The organism is Amycolatopsis sp. YIM 10 (assembly GCF_009429145.1).
Taxonomy (GTDB): domain Bacteria; phylum Actinomycetota; class Actinomycetes; order Mycobacteriales; family Pseudonocardiaceae; genus Amycolatopsis.
This window is the reverse complement of sequence record NZ_CP045480.1, coordinates 8,783,392-8,803,045: the sequence shown is the minus strand read 5'-3', so window position 1 is coordinate 8,803,045 and position 19,654 is coordinate 8,783,392. Positions and strand designations below refer to the sequence as shown.

Here is a 19,654-nt window from a genome sequence, read left to right as displayed (position 1 = left end):
AACACGGCGAAGACCTCCTTGTCAAGGTAAGCCTTCCGGCCTTGACAAGGAGGTCTTCGCCGCAGTCAGAATCAAAAGACCGGAGTGGGGATCACCCGGACAGCAGATCCCGGGCGATCAACATCCGCTGCACCTCGCTCGTCCCCTCACCGATCTCCAAAATCTTGGCGTCCCGATAAAACCGAGCCACCGGATAGTCATTCATAAACCCATACCCGCCAAAAATCTGGGTAGCATCCCGCGAATTGTCCATCGCCGCATTCGAGGAAATCAGCTTCGCGATCGCCGCCTCCCGCTTGAACGGCTCACCCGCCACCAGCCTCGAAGCCGCGTGATACCAGGCCAGTCGAGCGGTATGCGCCCGAGCCTCCATGTCAGCGATCTTGAACGCGATCGCCTGGTGCTCACCGAGCGGCTTGCCGAACGCGGAACGATCACGCGCGTAACGCACGCATTCGTCCACACAGCCCTGTGCCAGCCCGGTGCCGACCGCCGCCAGCGCGATGCGGCTTTCGTCCAGCACCGAAAGGAACTGGGCGAAGCCGCGGCCCTCGTCACCCAGCAGATTCGACACCGGCACCCGGCAGTCCGAAAAGGACAGTTCATGGGTGTCCGACGCGCACCAGCCGACCTTCGAATACGACGGTGCCACCGAGAAGCCCGGCGTACCCGACGGGACGATGATCGCCGAGATCTCCTTGCGGCCGTCCGGGCTCACCCCGGTCACCGCAGTGACGGTGACCAGGGCGGTGATGTCGGTGCCCGAGTTGGTGATGAAGCACTTGCTGCCGTTGATCACCCACTCGTCCCCGTCCCGCACGGCCGTGGTGCGGGTGGCGCCGGCGTCGGTGCCGCCGCCGGGTTCGGTCAGCCCGAACCCGGCCAGCGCCTCGCCCGCGCACAACGCGGGCAGCCACCGCTGCTTCTGCTCCGGCGTGCCGAACTTGTGGATCGGCAGCGCACCGAGCGAAACCCCGGCCGACACCGCGATCGCCACCGACGAGTCCACCCGCGCCAGCTCTTCCAGCGTGAGCGCCAGCGCGAAGAAGTCGCCGCCCATGCCACCGTGTTCCTCCGGGAACGGCAGCCCGAACAGGCCCATCCGGCCCATTTTCGCGACCAGCTCGTACGGGAACTCCTCACGCTGGTAGATCTCCCCGATCACCGGGGCGACCTCCGAAGCGGCGAACTCCTGGACGGTCTTGCGCAGGGTCTCGTGCTCCTCCGGCAGGCGGAAGTCGATCACGGTCGTGCTCCCCTGATCAGGCGGCCACGGCGGTCACCAGGCCGCCGTCGACGACGAACTCCTGCCCGGTGACGTAGGCCGACTTGGCCGAGAGCAGGAAGGCCACCGTCTCCGCGACATCGCCCGGCTGCCCGAGCTTGCCGAGCACCACCTGGCTGCGGAAGAACTCGCGGACCTGCTCGTTCGGCGCGACCTGGTCGAACATCTCGGTCTCGGTGTGGCCGGGGGTAACCGTGTTCACCCGGATGCCCTGCGGCGCCAGGTTGGCGGCCAGCGAGCGGCTCAGGTTCAGCACGGCGGCCTTGCTCGCCGCGTACAGCGCGCCCGGCGCCATGCCGCGGTGCACCAGCCAGGAACCGTTCAGCACCACCGAAGCGCCCTCGTTGAGGAACGGCACGGCCTTGGCAACGGTGAAGTAGGTGCCCTTGAAGTTGGTGCCGACGACGCGGTCGAACTCCTCCTCGGAGACGTCACCCAGCAGACCCGCCGAAGCGGTGCCCGCGTTGGCGAACACGCCGTCGAGCTTGCCCACGGTCTCCCCGACCTTGGCGAACAACGCGTCGAGGTCGGCGGTGCTGGACACGTCGGCCTGCACGGCGACCACGCGGTCACCGGCGTCGAGTTCCTTGACCGCGGTGTTCAGCCGTTCGCGGCTGCGACCGGCGAGCACCACGCGCCCGCCGGCGGCCAGCAGCCGCTGCGCGGTGGCGAGGCCGATACCGCTGCCACCACCGGAAATCAGTACGGACTTGCCTTCGAACTCAGTCATGTCACCAGGGTCCTTCCTCGGCCTGGACCTGCGCGTCTTCCCGATTGCCGAGGCAGGCTCGAGCGATCTCGGCGGCCACCTCGCCCACGTGCGGTTCCTCCAGTAGGTAGAAGTGCCCGCCGTCGAACATCCGGGCACGCAGCCCCGCCCCGGCGCGCTCCCGCCACGCGGGCAGCTCGGCCGAGGGCACCAGCTGGTCGTCGTGCGCGCCGAGCACGGTCAGCGGGACCGCGACCGGGCCGAGGAAGCTCACCTGGGCCAGCCGCAGCCCGAGCGTCAGGTCCGAGCGCAGCAGCGCCATCACGTGCTCGCGCCAGAACGGGCTGGCCAGGATCTCGTCGGGAGTGCCACCACCCGCGCGCATGATCTTGACCAGGTCCTCGTCACTCCAGCGGCCGGCCCGCTCGGCCGCCGAACCGCCGGACGGGTAGGCGCTGAGCACCAGCCCGGCGAACGGCTCCGGCTTGGCCAGCGCGATCGCCGCGGCCAGCGCGGCACCCATGCTGTGGCCGAACAGGACGGTCGGCAGCGGTGGCAGCGCGACCAGCTCGTCCAGCACGCCTTCGACCACCGCGTGCGGGTCCGACGGGGTTTCCTTGAAGCTCTCGGAGAACCGGCGCTCACGGCCGGGCAGCGTCACGCCGAGCACGTCGTACCCGGCGGGCAGGCGTTCGGCCAGCGGCATCAGCACGTTCGGCCCGGCGCCGGCGTGCGGGATCAGCACCACGCGTGCCTCGGGTTGTCCTTGGGCGGCCCGCAGCACCGCCGTCCACGATCCGGCCATCAGCACTCCTCACAGCGATTCACAAGCGACTCAGACAGCGATCCGGAGCGGTGTCGCCGCCCGGTACAACTCCTCCGCGCAGGCGGTGGCCAATGCGTCCAAACTGGACACCGACGACTCCGGCGGCAGCCCGGCGGCGGTGTAGGCGATCGGCAGTTCCGTGCACGCGGTGACCACCGGCCGCCGATCCCGCTGCCACAGCGAAGCCAGCGCTTCGGCAAAAACCTCGCCGCCTTCACCGGTGCGGTTCGCCTTCACCAGCGAAGCCGCCTGGTGGATGCGGTGCTGCACCGCCTCGTCCGGCACCAGCAGCGGGTACCCCAGCTCGGCTGCCCGGTCCTGGTACAACCCGCTGGTCACGGTGCCGGTGGTCGCGGTCAGCCAGGCCCCGGACGGGCTCGCCCGCCCGGCCATCCGCAGCGTGGCGTCCACGATGTGCACCAGCGGCACCGGCAGCTGCGCGGCGATCCGGTCGATGTAGGCGTGCGCGGTGTTGCACGGCACGGCCAGCAGGTCCGCGCCCCAGCTCACCAGGGTCCGGAGCCCCTCGCGGATCGGGCGCAGCGGGGTGTCGTCCCCGGCCAGCAGCGCTTCGGTCCGGTCCGGAACGGACGGTTCGGACAGCAGCACGATCCGCGGGTGCTCCTGATCGGTGCGCGCCGGGACCCGCAGGGCCAGCAACCGCAGGAACTCGGCCGTGGCCGCGGGTCCCATGCCGCCGAGCACACCCAGCGTCGCGGGCACGTCAGGGCAACCGTTCGGCGACCCGCCGCACGACGTCCTCCGGCACGCCCCGCCAGGTCAGTCCCAGCTTCCCGGCCCTGACCGCGCCGGTGACCGAGATCCGGTGCGGCCCGGTGCCCGGCAGCTCGGTGTAGTCGACCTCGGGCAGGTCCGACACCCGCACCGGCGCTCCCGGCGGCAGGAGTGCGGTCACGTCGCCGAAGTGGTCGTACCGCACGTCGGCCGGACCATCGGCGGGCTCGATGCGCTCCGGTGACACCCGCCAGAAGTCCACATCGGACAGCCGGCCGACCACACGGCCGGTGCGTCGGTGCGGGGCGGTGTGGTCGGCCACCTCGATGACCACCGACTCGGCACCCAGCCAGGCGGGCAGCACGTCGGCCAGTGCGCCCAGCGCCAGCCCGGCCGGACCGGGATCGGTGGCGGCCGGCTCCGGCGCGATCGGCGTGGTGCCGGGAAAGGCCTCCGAACGCGCCAGCTCGACCGGCTCACCGGCACCGATCTGGCGGCAGGCGGTGACCACGTCCTCCAGGATCAGCCGCCACGACGCGGTGTCGGCCGCGAGTTCGTGCAGCACCAGCAGCAGCCCGCCGGGGCGGTTCCCGCGTTCCAGCGCGGTCACCTGCAACACGCGGCCTTCCGCCGGGTCCAGCCGCGACCGCAGCTTCGCCACGGCCCGCCGCAGGAGCGCGGGCTCCTGCTCGGGGCTGACCGCGGACAGGTCGAGCCGGACCACCGGCAGCGAGCCACCCGCACCCGCGGGCTGCTGCCGCCACTCGTGCCCGTCCTTGGTGAACTTCATCCGCATGGCGTCGTGTTGCATCAGCAGTTGCAGCACGATCTTCTTGACCTTCGCGGTGTCCACCGCGCCCGGCAGCGTGACCAGCAGCGCGCGGGCCTGCTCGGCCAGCGGCGTCCGCTCGGTCACCCGCAGCTGCGACGGCGTGAGCGGATGCGACGAGTCCTCGTTGCCGCGGCCGAAGCGCGTCGCGACCGGGGCCTTCAGCGCCGAGCGGTCCACCACGCCCGCGGTGCGCGGGATCTCGCCGACCACCACCCAGCGCTCGGGCACCAGGCCCTCCGGAAGCACCGCCGCGACGGCCGCGCGAACGGCTTCCTCCGTGCCACCCCGCGGCACGTAGTAGGCCGTCATGCGCGCACCGAGGTGCGGGTGCTCTGCGGGGTCGGGGTAGCCGATCTTGGCCAGCATGCGCTTGACCCGCGTGCTGTTGACCGGGCCCTGGAGTTCCTCGTCCGCCTCGGCGACCGAGAGGTGCCCGAGCCGGACTTCCCAGCGGGTCGGCGCCTCGTAGTTGTGGAACCCGCGCTCGGCCGCGTGCACGTACACGCCGACGTCGTTGATCAGGCAGTTCGAGCTGCAGAAGCCGGTGTCGTCCGGGTGCGCCCAGATCTTCGACCGCGACTTCAGCAGCGCGCGGATCTCGTCCTTGGTCACCTCGGAGTAGCGGTAGAAGTCGACCACCTCGACCGCGTCCACCGCGGCGGCTTCGGCGCCGTTGCCGCTGGACTGGTGGTAGACGCGGCGGCCAAGCGCCAGCTTCTCCTCGATCTCGTCGCGGTCGAAGATGCCCTGCTGGTGGAACCACGACAGCCGCTCGTCCATGATCTGCCCGCGCGAGAGCCCGGTGACGATGCTCGGGATGCCGCGGTGGTGCGCCAGTTCCGTGCTCAGGTCCAGCAGCGAGCGGAAGCAGCCGTTGCACACGCTCTTGTGCTCCTGCAGGCTCAGCAGGAAGATCTTGTTCTGGTCGGCCCTGGTTTTGGTGACGTGCTCGATGCCCAGCTCACCGGTCACCTCTTCGACGTTGCGCAGCGCGGTGGTGGAGATGAAGCCGTTGTCGAAGGTGAAGGTCATCACCCGCAGGCCGAGGTCGACCAGCCGGTAGAGCACGTAGGTGCTGTCCTTGCCGCCGCTGAACAACAGCAGGCAGTCGTACTCCGAGCCGGCCGCCTCGGCTTTCGCGCGCAGTTTCGGGGCCAGTTCGGAGAGATCGCCCCAGTAGGCGTCGATCTGCTCGCGGTTCTCCTCGTACAGCACGCACAGCGAGCAGACGCCTGCCGCGTCGAAGGTCAGCCCGGGGTACTTGCCGGTGATGCCGCAGCGAACGCAGTTCCGCCTGGCCGAGTCACCGGCACCGGCGAAGACCACCGCGCAGTCGGCGACGCCCCCGTGACGCAGCAGGGCCGCCTCGACCTCCTGCTCGATCACCTGGGCCTGCGCGGGATCGGTCGAGAGCAGATTCGGTTCGGTCATCGTTCAGCCTCCAGTGGGCTCGGGTCGGCGCGGGCCGTCGAAGGCCGTCAGAGGCCCAAGTCGTCGGTGTCGTCGGCGATCAGGGATCCCTCGATCAGCCCGGCGACGGCCGCCACGGTCGGTGCGGAGAGGAAGTCGTGCAGCGGCAGGGAAACCCCGAACTCCGCGCCGAGCCGGGAGAGCAGCTCGATGACCAGCAGGGAACTGCCGCCCGCGTCGAAGAAGTCCTGCCGGATGTCCACCGCGCCCGAGTGGCCCGGCAGCACGCTCGCCCAGATCCGGGCGATGGCCTGCTCGGCAGGCGAGCGCGGTGCCAGCACGTCGGCACCTGCGTCCGAAGTGGACGGAGCGGTGGCGGGGAGGGCGCGGCGGTCGATCTTGCCGCTGATCGTGCGGGGCAGCTCGGTGGTCGGCGCGAAGACCGCGGGCACCGCGGCCTCCGGCAGCCGCTCGCGCAGGAAGGCACGCAGCAGCGCGGAGTCGATCTCGGTGTCCTGCTCGTAATGAGCGCACAGGAACGGCGTGCCGTCGGCGGATTCCCCGGCGACGACCGCGGCCTCGGTGACCGCGGGGTGCTCACGCAGCACGCTCTCCACCCCGCCCAGTTCGACGCGGACGCCGCCGATCTTCACCTGGTGGTCCTTGCGCCCCAGGTACTCCAGCAGGCCCTCGGCGGAGAACCGGCCGAAGTCGCCGGTGCGGTAGACGACCTCACCGGGGGAGCGCGGGTCGGGCACGAAGGCCTTGCCGGTGGCATCGGGCTGGCGGTGGTAACCGAGCGAGCGGTGCGGCGTGCGCAGGTAGATCTCGCCGACCTCACCGGGCGCGGCCGGCTCGCCGCGGTCGGTGAGCACCAGCACCTCGGTCTCCGGCATCGGGCGCCCGATCGGGATCGAGTCGCGCTCGGTGTCGGCACGCGTGACGAAGTGGAACGTCTTGGTCATCGTGGTTTCCGACGGGCCGTACAGGTTCAGCAGCTTGGTCCGCTCGCCGAAGCGGTCGAACCAGCCGGCCGCGTCGCGCGGGGCCAGCTTCTCGCCGGACAGCGCGACGCATTCCAGCGCGGCGAACTCGTGCGTGCCGGGCGCGGTGGCGAACCGGCGGAACAGCGAGGGCACGCAGTGGACCAGCGAGATCTCGGCCGAATCCAGCCAGCGGCTCAGCGCGGCGGCGTCGAGCAGGGTGTCCGGCGGCGGCACGCAGATGGTGGCACCGGTGGTCAGCGGGACGAAGATGTCACGCAGCACGGCGTCGAACGCCGGGCTGATCAGCTGGCTGACCCGCCACCCGGCGTCCACCCCGAGCAGCTCGGTCTCCCAGCGGATGTAGTGGTCGACCGAGCCGAGCCTGCCGACGATGCCCTTGGGGCGGCCGGTGGAACCCGAGGTGAAGAAGACGTAGCAGGGGTCGTCCGGCGACGGCTCGTGCGCGACCACGGTCCGGCGCGCGCTGGTGCCCGCGGTGTCGGCGATGTCGATGCGCGTGGTCTCGGTGGCACCGGACGCGGCGAGCACCTTGGCGGGCAGTCCGCCGAGATCGGAGCCGGTGACCACCCAGGAGGCGTCGGTGTCGTTGAGCGCCTGCTCCAGCCGCCGCTGCTGAGCGGTGGCGTCCAGCGGCACCACCACCCCGCCGATGCGCAGCACCCCGAGCACCGCGGCGACCAGCTCGCGGCGGTCCTCGGCGAGCACCGGCACCAGTGAGCCGGGTGCCGCGCCCGCTTCCTGCAGCGCGGCGGCGATGTCGTCCGCCCGCCGGTCCAGCTCGGCGTAGGTGAGCTTGCCGTCGGCGCACTCGACCGCGACGTGGTCCGGGAAGCGGGCGATCGCCTTGGCCACCAGCGCCTGGATCGCTTGGAAAGCCTCCGAAGTCATCGTGTCTCCTTCTACCTACCGGGCAGCCCGAACTCGTCGAGCAAGATGCCGAACGTCAGTACGACGAGCAGCAGGTCGTCGTCGAAATGCGGGTGGACGTCGAAACCTTCGCGCAGGTAGCGCGCCTTGAGGTGGTCGACAACATGCGGGTCGAAGTAGCCCTGGCGCTTGATCCGGTCGTGGGAGAGCAGGTCCTGCACCCACTCCAGGTTCCGGCGCAGCAGCCCGGGGCTGCCGGGCGCGCGGAACCCGTACTTCTCCCGGCCGATGATCTCCGGCGGCACCAGTCCCTGCGCGGCCTGCTTGACCACGTACTTCTCGCCGAGCCGGTGCACCTTGAGGTGCGCGGGCACGGTACGCGCGAACTCGACCACGTCGCGGTCGAGGAACGGGTACCGCGCTTCGATCGAGTTGGCCAGCGCCATCCGGTCGCCGTGGTCGGAGAGCAGGTGGTCCGACATCCGCAGTTTGAAGTCCAAATAGGACCGCTGGCTCAGCCGCGGCCGCCCGGCCAGCATGACCGGGTCGACCACCGGTCCGGCCAGGCAGTCGAACTCGGCGAAGGAGGCTTGCAGGTCCTCGCTGAAGATGTCCATCTTGGACTGTCGCCAGGCGTGGTACTGCCGCTCGTAGAACAGGTCCGCGTCGCCCCAGAGCCGTTGGCGCAGACCGTCTTCGAGTGCGTCCTCGAGCGGGTCGCCGGTGCGGCCGTTGCCGCGCCGACCGTCGAACCGGTAGCCGACGTAACCGCCGAACAGCTCGTCCGCGCCCTCGCCGGTCAGGATCACCTTGACCCCGTGCTCGCGCGCCAGCGCGGAAAGCACCATCGAGCAGGTGTTGTAGCTCTCCTTCACCGGGGTTTCCGCGTGCACCACCATCCGTCGCAGCTCGGCGGCGATGTCGTCGTCGGAGAACGGGGCCTCGTGGTGGATCGAGCCGATCTTGTTCGCCATCAGCCGCTGGTGCCCGGATTCGTCGATGTCGGCTTCGGGGAAAGTGATGGAGAACGAATGCGGGTCACGCACGACTTCGCCGACCAGCGCGCCGATCAGCGAGGAATCGAGCCCGCCGCTGAGGTAGAAACCGACGCCGACATCGGCCTGCAACCGGCGGCGCACCGAAGTGGTCAGCAGTTCGCGCAGCGTTTCGACGTAGTACTCGTCCGGCTGCGCCTGTCCTTCTTCGACCGGGTAATCCAGGTCCCAGTAACGCTTTTCGCGCACCTCGCCGTCGCGCACCAGGAGGTAGTGCCCGCCGGGCAGGCTGGACACCCCGCGGAACATGGTGCGCGGGCTGACCAGGCCGGGAAAGGTGAGCACCTGGTCGAGGCCGGTCAGGTCCACCGCGCGTGGCACACCGGGGTGCCGCAGGATCGCCTTGATCTCCGAGCCGAACACGAAGTGGTCGTTGGTCCTGGTGTAGAACAGCGGCGCGATGCCGGCGTGGTCGCGGGCCAGGAACAGCTGGCGCTCGCGGCGGTCGTAGAGGGCGAAGGCGAACTGGCCGTTGAGCCGGTTCAGCAGTTCCGGCCCTTCTTCTTCGTACAGGTGAACGACCACTTCGACGTCGCAGTCGGTGCGGAAGCGGTGTCCCTTCGCCTCCAGTTCCGCCCGCAGTTCGCGGTGGTTGAAGATTTCCCCGTTGCAGACGAGTGCGACTTCGCCGTCCTCGCTGAACATCGGCTGGCTGCCGCCGCCGAGGTCGATGATGCTCAGCCTGCGAAACCCCAGCGCGGCCGGGCCGTCGAGGAAAAAGCCGTCCTCGTCCGGCCCGCGGTGCACCAGCTCGGCGGTCATCCGGCCCAGCTCGGCGGCCGCGATCGGCCGGGCGTGGGGCAGGGCGACCGATCCCGCGATTCCGCACATGCGCCCGCGCTCCTCGCTCGTCTCGAAAGGGAATTCTCTCCACCGCCGAAAATCAGCCTACGACAGCGGAAGTCGTTTGTGCGCACGCCGGACGCGGTCCCGCAATGACGGAGAAGAACGCGGCCCGACCACGGCATCCACGAGGGCAAGGCGCATTCCAGGAGATGCGCGTCACGACCGGCGCGCGTGACGATGTCGTGGTGAAGATCGATGGTTCGCCGGAATTCGTCGGCACCTGATCACTATCTGCGGATTTCGAGGAGACAACCGTTATGGCCGACGTGACCAAAACACGCGCGGTGGTGCTCGGTGGGAGCATCGCGGGGCTGTTCGCCGCCCGGGTGCTCGCCGATGCCTACGACGAGGTGCTCATCGTGGACCGCGACGCGCTCATCGGCGTCGACGGACCGCGGCGGTCCTGCCCGCAGGGCAAGCACATCAACGGCCTGCTCGCCCGCGGTCAGCTGGCGATGGAGGAGATGTTCCCCGGCATCACCGAGGAGATCTTCGCCGACGGCGTGCCAACCGGCGACCTGGCCGGCGACGTGCGCTGGTACTTCAAGGGCAAGCCGATCAAGCAGCAGGACGCCGGGCTGACCTGCGTTTCGGCCAGCAGGCCGATGCTGGAGAAGCACATCCGCCGGCGGACCAACGCGCTGGAGAACGTCAGCTTCGTGGAGAAGCACGACATCCTCGGCCTGGTCACCAGCGAGGACAAGCGCCGCGTCACCGGGGTCAAGGTGCAGCGCATCGGCACCAAGGCCGCGGAGAAGGTGCTCAACGCCGACCTGGTCATCGACGCCACCGGCCGCGGCTCGCGCACCCCGATCTGGCTGGAGGAGCTGGGTTACGGCCGGGTCGAGGAGGAGCGCAAGAAGATCGGCCTCGGCTACGTCACCCAGCACTACCGGCTCACCGAGGACCCGTACCACGGCGACCTGTCGATCAACCCGGTCGCCTCGGCCGACCTGCCGCGTGGCGCGATCTTCACCAAAACCGACGGCGGCCGCGTCGAGCTGACCACCTACGGCCTGCTCGGCGACCACCCGCCCACCGACCAGGCCGGCCTGTTCGAGTGGCTGAAGACGCTGTCCACCCAGGACATCTACAACGCGGTGAAGACCGCGGAGATCCTGGACGAGCCGGTCGCCTTCCGCTTCCCGACCACGCTGCGCCGCCGGTACGAGAAGATGGACCGCTTCCCGGACGGCCTGCTTGTCGTCGGTGACGCGGTGACCTGCTTCAACCCGGTGTACGCCCAGGGCATGACGGTGTCCGCGCTGTCCGCGCTGACCATTCGCGGTCACCTGCACAGCGGCGCCACCCCGGACCCGAAGATGTACTTCGCCGACCTGGCGCGCGACGTGATCGACCCGCCGTGGGAGATGACCAACACGGTCGACCTGAGCTTCCCCGGGGTCGAGGGCAACCGCACCTTCGCGCTGAAGGTGCAGCAGTTCTTCCTGTCGCTGACCCAGACCGCCGCCTCGCGCGACGGTGACGTGGCGGCCGCGTACATGAAGACCGCGGGCATGGTGGCCAAGCCGGAAACGCTGATGCAGCCGAAGATGCTGTTCAAGATCATCAAGGCGGTGCTGTTCGGCAGGAAGAACCAGGCCGTGCCGCGCAGCGCCGCGTCGCCGAAGGTGACCGCGCTGCCGCAGAGCACCACGACCGAGGAGAAGAAGGCGGCATAACCGTCGCCGACGTCCAACCGGAACGGAGGAAAGCAGTGTCGGAGGACAACCGCGGCCCCGCCGTCACCTCCGTCCGGCAGGACGAGGCGTGGTTCGCCGATCGGCTCGATCCCGGTTCGGCGTCGGCCGTTCGCAGCCGGGCCTACCGGGTCAGCGGGCCGCTGGACGTCGGCCTGCTGGGCCGGGCCTGGCAGGAGGTGGTGCGCAGGCACGACGTCCTGCGCGCCACCATCACCGAGGCCGGCGGGCGGCCGGTGCAGCGCATCGCCGCCGCCGACCAGGTGGCCAAGTCCTTTGTGGACATGGGCGTGGTGCCCGACGCGGAGGACGCCGAGGACGAGCTGTGCGCGGACATCATCGCCGAGCCGATGTGGCTCGCCGAGGGCCCGCTCGCCCGGCTCACCGTGGCGGGCACCGCACCCGACGAGCACGTGGTGGTGCTGGTGGCCCACCGCGCGGTCGCGGACGAGTCGTCGATGGTGATCATGCTCGACGAGCTGTCCCGGTGCTACACCGCCGCGCTGACCGGCCGGTCGCCGTCGGAGGCGTTGCGCGCACCCCTGCTCCAGTACGGTGAATTCGCGCGCTGGCAACGGGAACGCGAGGGTTCGGCCGAGCACAAGCGCATGCTGGACTGGTGGCGCGATGAACTGACCCCGGCGCCCCCGGCGCTGGCCCTGCCACTGCACCGGGACCGGCCGGCCGGACCGTCCGTCGACGGCGGCGTCGTGCGGTTCAACTGGGGCGCGGAACTGGCGGCCACGCTGGGGCAGTTCGCCCGTGAGCAGGGCGTGGACCCGGCGGCCGTGCTGCTGACCGCGTTCACCTGCCTGCTGCACCGCTTCGGCGGGGCGGACCGGATCCCGGTCGGCCTGCCGGTGCGGTCCCGGCCGTGGTCGGCCTTCGACCGCGCGGTCGGCCCGTTCGACTCGCAGCTGGTGCTCACCACCGGCTTCGGCGGACGGCCGAGCTTCCGCGAGGTGCTCAACCGGGTGCGGATCCAGCTGCGGGACGCGGCCGCGCACGGCGGGCCGACCGAGGGGCAGCTGGCCGCCGCGGTCAACCCACCCCGCGACCCGCGCCACAGCCCGTTCTTCGACGCCGGCTTCGTCTACCGCGAGCACGAGTCCATCGTGGAGTCCGATGGACTGCTGCGCGGGGTGGACGTCAAGGACCCGGCGCTGCGGCTGCGCGGGTGCACCGTGCGCCGCGAGCGCGTCGACCCGCAGTGGTCCGACGTGGACTTCGCACTGCTCATCGACGAGGTGAAGCCCGAGATCAGCGGCGGCTTCCGGTGCCGCACCAGCATGATCGACGCGCGCATCGCCCGGTTCGTCGCGGTGCAGCTGCGCACCGTGGTCGAGGCCGCGCTGGCCCATCCCGACCTGCCGGTGGCGAACCTGCCGCTGGACACCCCGGTCCGGATCAAGACCGCGCTGGTCGCGGCCGACCGGATCGAGGCCACCGCGCCGGTCACCGCCACCGTCACCGAGCTGGTCCGCACGCACAGCGGTGAAGCGCTGCCCGGGGTTTCCTATGCCGAACTGCTGGCGCGAGCCGATTCCATCGCCGCGGTGCTGCCGCCGGGCCCGGTCGCGGTCCGGATGGCGAGCGGCGCGGGACAGGTGGCGGCCGTGCTCGGCGCGTTCACCGCGGGCGCGCACGTGGTCTGCCTGGCGGCCAGTGATTCGGGGGAGCGGGCGCGATCCGTGCTCGCCGACCTCAAGCCCGTTGTGCTGCTGGTGGAGAACGCCGCGGCCGACGACAAGATCGTGCAGTGGTACAAAGACGAACTCGACGGCACGGTGGTCGACATCAACGCCGTCGAACCCGCGAAGCCGCGGCCGATGGCCGTCGCGACCACCGATCTCGCTTACGTGGCCTACACTTCCGGCTCCACCGGGCGGCCGAAGGGCATCACGCAGAACCACGCCGCGCTCGCGCAGTTCACCGGCTGGTTCGCGACGGAATTCCGCCTCGGCGAAGGTGCCCGGCTGGCCCAGTGGGCGGCACCCGGCTACGACGCCGCGCTCTGCGAGACCTTCGCCGCGCTGATCAGCGGCGCGACCCTGCACCCGGTGCCCGAGCGCATCCGCGCGAACCCGGAGAAGCTGACCGCGTGGCTGGCCGCCGAAGGCATCACGCACTTCCAGACCGTGCCCAGTTTCGCCCGCGAAGTGCTCGGGGTGCTGGAGCGCACCGGCGAGCGGTTGCCCGCGCTGACCCACCTCCTGCTGGCCGGGGAAGCGTTGCCCGCCGAGCTGGCCAACGGCCTGCGCACCGCGTTGCCGTCGGCCAGGCTGATCAACCTGTACGGGCCGACCGAGTCGATCCTCGCCACCTGGTACGAGGTTTCGGTCAAGCTGCACGGGGTCGCGCCCATCGGGCGGCCCATTCCCGGCCGCCAGGTGCTGGTGGTCGACGGTGAGGACCGCCCGTGCCCGGCCGGGGTGACCGGCAACCTGGTGCTGCGCAGCCCGTACCTGACGCCCGGCTATCTCGGTGACGTCACCACGAACGCGTTCGAACCGCTGCGGCCGCGGCCGGAACTCGGGGTGGCGGGCGGTACCTGTTACCGCACCGGCGACCTCGGGCGCTTCCGGCACGACGGGGTGCTCGAGTTCCGCGGCCGCGCCGATTCCCAGGTGAAGGTCCTGGGCATGCGGATGGAACTCGGTGAGGTGGAAGCCGCGCTGGCCGCGCACCCGTCGATCGCCGACTGCGCGGTGATCGGCGTGCCCGGTGCGGACGGCCTGGTTTCCCAGCTGCTGGCGTACGTGGTGCTCGCCGAGCCGGGCGACGCACCGGTCGCGGAGTGGCGACGGCACCTGGTGCGCCGGTTCGGCAAGACCCTGCTGCCGCTGACCTACCAGACCGTGGACGCCTTGCCCCGCAACGTCGGCGGCAAGATCGACCGGCGGCGGCTGCCGGTCCCCGAACCGGTGGTGACCCCCGTCGAGCCGAACTCACCGGCCCAGCGGGCGATCGCGGCGATCTTCGCCGAGCTGACCGGCGCGACCGCGGTCGCCGCTGACGACACGTTCTTCGCCGTGGGCGGGCAGTCCGTGCAACTGCCCCGGCTGCTGCACCTGATCCGCGCGCGACTGGGCGCCGAACTGTCCCTTTGGGACTACTTCGCCGATCCCACCCCCGCCGGCTTGTCCTTGCTGTGCACTTGTGAAACCGAAGAGGAGTGAGGAACGTGACTGATTCTGTGGTCGATGCCGAGATGCCGGTTACCTTCGACGGCGAAAGCCTCGACATCGCCGGTGTCCGCCGGATCGCCGCGCGCGAGGTGAAGTGCACGGTGGCCCCGGAGTCCATGGCCAAGGCCGCGACCAGTCGCAAGATCTTCGAGGAGACGGTCAACCAGGGCGCGCCGGTGTACGGGGTCACCACCGGTTACGGCGAGATGATCTACATGCAGGTGGACGTCTCGAAGGAGGTGGAACTGCAGACCAACCTGGTGCGCAGCCACAGCTCCGGCGTGGGCCCGCTGTTCTCCGAGGAGGAGTCGCGCGCGATGCTCGCCGCCCGGCTCAACGCGCTGGCCAAGGGCTACTCCGCGGTGCGCCCCGAACTGCTCGACCGGCTCGCGCTGTACCTGAACCTCGGCATCACCCCGGCCATTCCCGAGATCGGCTCGCTGGGCGCCTCCGGTGACCTCGCGCCGCTCTCGCACATCGCGATCACCCTGATCGGCGAGGGCTACCTGCTCAAGGACGGCAAGCGGGTGGAGACCGGGCCGGTGCTCAAGGCACACGGCATCAAGCCGCTCGAACTGCGGTTCAAAGAGGGCCTGGCGATGATCAACGGCACCTCGGCGATGACCGGGCTCGGCTCGCTGGTGGTCGGCCGCGCGCTGGACCAGGTGCGGCAGGCGGAGATCGTCACCGCGCTGGTGCTGGAGACGCTGCAGGCCTCGACCAGCCCGTTCCTGGCCGAGGGCCACGACATCGCGCGCCCGCACCGCGGTCAGATCGACACCGCGTTCAACATGCGCGCGCTGATGCGGGGCACCGCGCTCGCGCTGGAGCACGCCGAACTGCGCCGCCAGGCCGAGGCCGCCCGCGACGAGACCGGCGTCACCAAGACCGAGGTGTACCTGCAGAAGGCGTACACGCTGCGCGCCATCCCGCAGGTGGTCGGCGCGGTCCGCGACACGATCTACCACGCCCAGGAGAAGCTCACCACCGAGCTGAACTCCAGCAACGACAACCCGTTGTTCTTCGAGGGCCAGGAGATCTTCCACGGCGCCAACTTCCACGGTCAGCCGATCGCCTTCGCGCTGGACTTCGTCAACCTGGGCCTGACCCAGCTGGGCGTGTTCTCCGAGCGGCGCACCAACCGGCTGCTCAACCGCTACCTCAGCGAGGGCCTGCCCGAGTTCCTCGTGGCCGGCGACCCCGGCCTGAACAGCGGTTTCGCCGGCGCGCAGTACCCGGCCACCGCGCTGGTCGCGGAGAACCGGACGATCGGCCCGGCCAGCATCCAGAGCGTGCCGTCCAACGGCGACAACCAGGACGTGGTCAGCATGGGCCTGATCGCCGCCCGCAACGCGCGCAAGGTGCTCGGCAACGTCAACTACATCCTGGCCGTGGAGTTCCTGGCCGCGGCGCAGGCGGTGGACCTGTCCCGGCGCTACGAAGGGCTGAGCCCGGTCTCCAAGGCGACCTACGACATGGTGCGCTCGCTGGTGCCCACGCTGGACCGCGACCGCTTCATGAGCGACGACCTCGAGGCGGTGGCCGCGGCGATCTCCCGCGGCGAGTTCCTCGACGCGGCCCGCCAGAGCGGCGTCGAACTGCGCTGAGCGAATCCACAAGGGAGAGTCCGATGACGGACGAGCAGAACGGGGTGCGCAAGACGCGCCCGTTCACCGGTGACGAGTACATCGAAAGCCTGAAGGACGACCGGGAGATCTACATCTACGGCGACCGGGTCAAGGATGTGACCACGCACCCGGCGTTCCGCAACCCGATCCGGATGACGGCCCGGCTCTACGACGCGCTGCACGACCCCGCCCAGCGGGACGTGCTCACCGCGCCGACCGACACCGGGTCCGACGGGTACACCCACCGGTTCTTCACCACCCCGCACAGCGCCGAGGACCTGGTCGCCGACCAGCAGGCGATCGCGGCGTGGTCGAGGCTGAGCTACGGCTGGATGGGCCGCAGCCCCGACTACAAGGCGTCGTTCCTCGGCACGCTCGGCGCGAACGCGGACTTCTACGCGCCGTTCGAGGACAACGCGCGCCGGTGGTACCGGGAGTCGCAGGAGAAGGTCCTGTACTGGAACCACGCCATCGTGCACCCGCCGGTGGACCGGAACCGGCCGCCGGACGAGGTCGAGGACGTCTTCATCCACGTGGAGAAGGAGACCGACTCGGGCCTGGTGGTCAGCGGCGCGAAGGTGGTGGCCACCGGTTCGGCGCTGACGCACTACAACTTCATCGCCCACTACGGCCTGCCGATCAAGAAGAAGGAGTTCGCGCTGGTCGCCACGGTGCCGATGGGGGCGCCGGGGATGAAGCTGATCTGCCGCCCGTCCTACACGGCGACCAGTGCGGTGATGGGCAGCCCGTTCGACCACCCGCTCTCGTCGAGGCTGGACGAGAACGACACCATCCTGGTGCTGGACAAGGTGCTGATCCCGTGGGAGAACGTGTTCATCTACGGGCACATCGGCAAGGTCCAGCTGTTCACCGGGCGGTCCGGTTTCCCCGAGCGCTTCACCTTCCACGGTTGTACGAGGTTGGCGGTGAAGCTGGAGTTCATCGCCGGCCTGCTGGCGAAGGCGCTGGAGATCACCGGTACGAAGGACTTCCGCGGCGTACAGAGCAGGCTGGGCGAGGTGCTCGCCTGGCGGAACCTGTTCTGGGGCCTGTCCGATGCTTCGGCGCGCAACCCGGTGGAGTGGAAGAACGGCGCGGTCCTGCCGAACCCGGCTTACGGCCAGGCGTACCGGTGGTTCATGCAGATCGGCTACCCGCGGGTGCGGGAGATCGTGATGCAGGACGTGGCCAGCGGCTTGATCTACTCGAACTCGAGCGCCGAGGACTTCGCGAACCCGGAGATCCGGCCGTACCTGGACAAGTACGTCCGCGGCTCGGACGGGGTCGACTCGGTGGAGCGGATGAAGGTGATGAAGCTCCTGTGGGACGCCGTCGGCACCGAGTTCGGCGGCCGGCACGAGCTGTACGAGCGCAACTACGCGGGCAACCACGAGAACACCCGGGTGGAACTGCTCAACGCGCAGCTGGCCAGCGGTGAGGTGGACGGTTACAAGGCCTTCGTCGACCAGTGCATGTCGGAATACGACCTGGAGGGATGGACGGTCCCCGACCTCTCTTCCTTCAACGACCTGCGCCAGTTCCGCAGCAACATCCTGAACGGCTAGACACCGCGACAACGGGCTCCCGAGGCAACCAGCCTCGGGAGCCCTTTTTGTTGTGCCGCCACCGAACCGGCACCCGGCAACGACACCCACCCACCCCCCCACCCAGCCCTCCCCATCCCCGATCCACAGCCAAAAACACGGCGAAGACCCCGAAGTCAAGGCATCTTTCCCGCCTTGACTTCGGGGTCTTCGCCGTAGTCACACTGAAATATCGGGGTGGGAAACCCCCATCACCCCCGCGGGCTGTTCTGGTAAGCGGCCAGCTTCCACTGACCCTCCTCCTTCACAACCACCCACGAAGCACGAACAGCACGCTCATCGGCAACTTCGGTCTCCGAGCCGTGAAGCACGCCGCCCTGCGTGATGAGCACACCCGCCTCAGCGCTGAAGAACTCGATGCTGATCGGCTGCCCGAAAACGCGGGTTCCGTTGTACGGCCCGGCGAACGCGCCGGCCATGAACGCGCGGATCTCGTCCTTGCCCTTGCGGAACAGGCCGGGCAGGATCATCGTGCCGTTCTCGGTGAACACGTCGGCGAAGGCGTCGGCGTCGTGCGCGGCCCAGGCGGCGATGATGCGCTGGGGGATGTGCGCGACGGCGGCCTGGTCCCCGGCGGACGGGGTGGTCCGGACTGCGGCAGTGGTCATCTCCGGTGTCTCCCTCGGCTCAGATGTACAGGGTGTTCGGCTCGAGCCCGCACAGGACCCGCCCGTACAGCTCGTTGTTGGTGTTCGGGTGCATCAGCGCGTGCAGGTTGACCGCCTGGATGTCCCGCGAGATGCGCTGGATCGGCACGTCGCTGTAGATCGACGAACCACCACTGGCGGTGGCGAAGATGTCGACCGCTTCCTTGGCCAGCTTGACCACGGCGCCCATGTCGGCCCGGGCCTGCGCGCGCTCCTCGAGCTTCCACTCGGCGCCCTGCTCGCCCTTGCTGTCCACAAGGGACGTGAGCCGCTGCGCGTGGAAGCCGATCTGGTCCACCTTCAGCGTGCCCTCGGCCGCCTGGAAGTGGGTGATCGGAGCCTCGGCCTGGTTCTCGTAGGCGGTGTAGGTGATCTTCCGCTTGCCGACGCGCTCGAAGAACGCCTCCTTCGCGGCCTGCGCCACGCCGACCACGGTGCCCACCGACGAAGCCGAGGCCACCGGCAGCAGCGCGTTGCGGTAGATCGGGGAGTTGGCGTTCAGCTGCGACGCGTACTGGCCCTGGAGCACCAGCGGCAGCGGGATGACCCGCGCCGACGGCACGAACAGGTCCTGCGCGACGGTGCTGACGCTGCCGGTGCCCTTGAGGCCCGAGGTGTGCCAGTCGTCGACGATCGTCAGGTCCGACATCGGCACCAGCGCCATCACCGGCACCGGCTGCTGGTCGGGCGCGATCAGCACGGCGATGATCTCCTGCCAGTGCGCGTGGTGCGCACCGCTGATGAAGCTCCACTTGCCGTTGACCACGATGCCGCCGTCGACCGGCGCGGCCATCGCCGACGGGCTGAGCGTGCCGCAGATGCGCACGTCGGGCGTGGCGAAGACCTCGTCCTGGACCTCGTCCGGGAAGGTGCAGGCCATCCAGGTCGGAATCCAGTAGACGGACGCGGTCCACGAGGTGGACGCGTCGGCGCGGCCGAGTTCGGTGGCCACGTCGACCAGGGTGCGCGTGTCGGCTTCGTAACCGCCGTAGCGCTTCGGCACGCGGAGCTTGAACACGCCGGCGTCGGCCAGCGCCTCGATCGACTCGTCGTGGATGCGCCGGTTCTCCTCGGCCCAGGCCGCGTGCTTCTTGATCAGCGGCGAAAGCTCGGACGCGCGACGAACAAGTTGCTCCCGCGTCGGAAGATCGATCGTCGTCATCAGTATTTCCTCCTAGAAAAAAATTGGCCGAGAATCACCCGACAATCCTCCCGATGGTCGCATTTCCCGAGGCTGTCCAGAGTCTTCTCGATTGCCGCACCGGCCAGGCAATTCGGGAGAAGCGCGGCGTGCGCGCGGCTGGATACGATCCGA

At 69.7% G+C, this 19,654-nt stretch carries 14 protein-coding genes; 5 read left to right on the top strand and 9 right to left on the bottom strand.

Annotated elements, in window-relative coordinates:
* Nucleotides 1-91: 91 nt before the first annotated feature.
* From YIM_RS40695 to asnB, 7 genes are read right to left on the bottom strand one after another with little or no spacing between them, the layout of a single operon-like run.
* Entirely contained in the window at nt 92-1,246 is a 1,155-nt protein-coding gene (locus YIM_RS40695; protein WP_153035427.1) for an acyl-CoA dehydrogenase family protein, read from the bottom strand.
* A gap of 16 nt (nt 1,247-1,262) precedes the next feature.
* Nucleotides 1,263-2,015 carry an SDR family NAD(P)-dependent oxidoreductase gene (locus YIM_RS40690; protein ID WP_153035426.1) on the bottom strand — a complete coding sequence of 251 codons (753 nt, stop codon included), beginning with the start codon at nt 2,013-2,015 and terminating at the stop codon, nt 1,263-1,265.
* Nucleotide 2,016: 1 nt separating this feature from the next.
* The gene (locus YIM_RS40685; RefSeq protein WP_153035425.1) at nt 2,017-2,799 is read right to left on the bottom strand and encodes a thioesterase II family protein; all 783 of its coding nucleotides are present in this window, start codon (nt 2,797-2,799) and stop codon (nt 2,017-2,019) included.
* A 30-nt stretch (nt 2,800-2,829) separates the two neighbouring features.
* Nucleotides 2,830-3,543: an aspartate/glutamate racemase family protein gene (locus YIM_RS40680; RefSeq protein ID WP_228004331.1), complete on the bottom strand. Its 714-nt coding sequence runs from the start codon at nt 3,541-3,543 to the stop codon at nt 2,830-2,832.
* Between the two features lies 1 nt (nt 3,544).
* Nucleotides 3,545-5,818: a condensation domain-containing protein gene (locus tag YIM_RS40675; RefSeq protein WP_153035424.1), complete on the bottom strand. Its 2,274-nt coding sequence runs from the start codon at nt 5,816-5,818 to the stop codon at nt 3,545-3,547.
* A gap of 47 nt (nt 5,819-5,865) precedes the next feature.
* Nucleotides 5,866-7,692 carry a non-ribosomal peptide synthetase gene (locus YIM_RS40670; RefSeq protein ID WP_153035423.1) on the bottom strand — a complete coding sequence of 609 codons (1,827 nt, stop codon included), beginning with the start codon at nt 7,690-7,692 and terminating at the stop codon, nt 5,866-5,868.
* 11 nt (nt 7,693-7,703) lie between these two features.
* Nucleotides 7,704-9,557, bottom strand: a complete 1,854-nt coding sequence (gene asnB / locus YIM_RS40665) for an asparagine synthase (glutamine-hydrolyzing) (RefSeq protein WP_153035422.1) — start codon at nt 9,555-9,557, stop codon at nt 7,704-7,706.
* A 104-nt stretch (nt 9,558-9,661) separates the two neighbouring features.
* Here asnB and YIM_RS49790 point away from each other — a divergent pair, with 104 nt between their 5' ends.
* From YIM_RS49790 to YIM_RS40645, 5 genes are read left to right on the top strand one after another with little or no spacing between them, the layout of a single operon-like run.
* Nucleotides 9,662-9,796, top strand: a complete 135-nt coding sequence (locus YIM_RS49790) for a hypothetical protein (protein ID WP_255462827.1) — start codon at nt 9,662-9,664, stop codon at nt 9,794-9,796.
* Nucleotides 9,797-9,829: 33 nt separating this feature from the next.
* Nucleotides 9,830-11,254 carry an NAD(P)/FAD-dependent oxidoreductase gene (locus YIM_RS40660; protein ID WP_228004330.1) on the top strand — a complete coding sequence of 475 codons (1,425 nt, stop codon included), beginning with the start codon at nt 9,830-9,832 and terminating at the stop codon, nt 11,252-11,254.
* Between the two features lie 35 nt (nt 11,255-11,289).
* The gene (locus tag YIM_RS40655; RefSeq protein WP_153035421.1) at nt 11,290-14,451 is read left to right on the top strand and encodes an AMP-binding protein; all 3,162 of its coding nucleotides are present in this window, start codon (nt 11,290-11,292) and stop codon (nt 14,449-14,451) included.
* Between the two features lie 5 nt (nt 14,452-14,456).
* On the top strand, nt 14,457-16,067 hold the full coding sequence (cmdF, locus tag YIM_RS40650; RefSeq protein WP_228004329.1) for a tyrosine 2,3-aminomutase: 1,611 nt from the start codon (nt 14,457-14,459) through the stop codon (nt 16,065-16,067).
* Between the two features lie 23 nt (nt 16,068-16,090).
* Nucleotides 16,091-17,653 carry a 4-hydroxyphenylacetate 3-hydroxylase family protein gene (locus YIM_RS40645; RefSeq protein WP_153035420.1) on the top strand — a complete coding sequence of 521 codons (1,563 nt, stop codon included), beginning with the start codon at nt 16,091-16,093 and terminating at the stop codon, nt 17,651-17,653.
* Nucleotides 17,654-17,883: 230 nt separating this feature from the next.
* Here the strand turns inward: YIM_RS40645 and YIM_RS40640 are convergent, their stop codons facing one another.
* Both YIM_RS40640 and YIM_RS40635 read right to left on the bottom strand, forming a co-directional pair.
* Nucleotides 17,884-18,300, bottom strand: coding sequence for an SgcJ/EcaC family oxidoreductase (locus YIM_RS40640; RefSeq protein WP_153035419.1), 417 nt, complete (start codon nt 18,298-18,300; stop codon nt 17,884-17,886).
* A gap of 19 nt (nt 18,301-18,319) precedes the next feature.
* Nucleotides 18,320-19,501, bottom strand: coding sequence for an acyl-CoA dehydrogenase family protein (locus YIM_RS40635; RefSeq protein WP_153035418.1), 1,182 nt, complete (start codon nt 19,499-19,501; stop codon nt 18,320-18,322).
* Nucleotides 19,502-19,654: the final 153 nt, after the last annotated feature.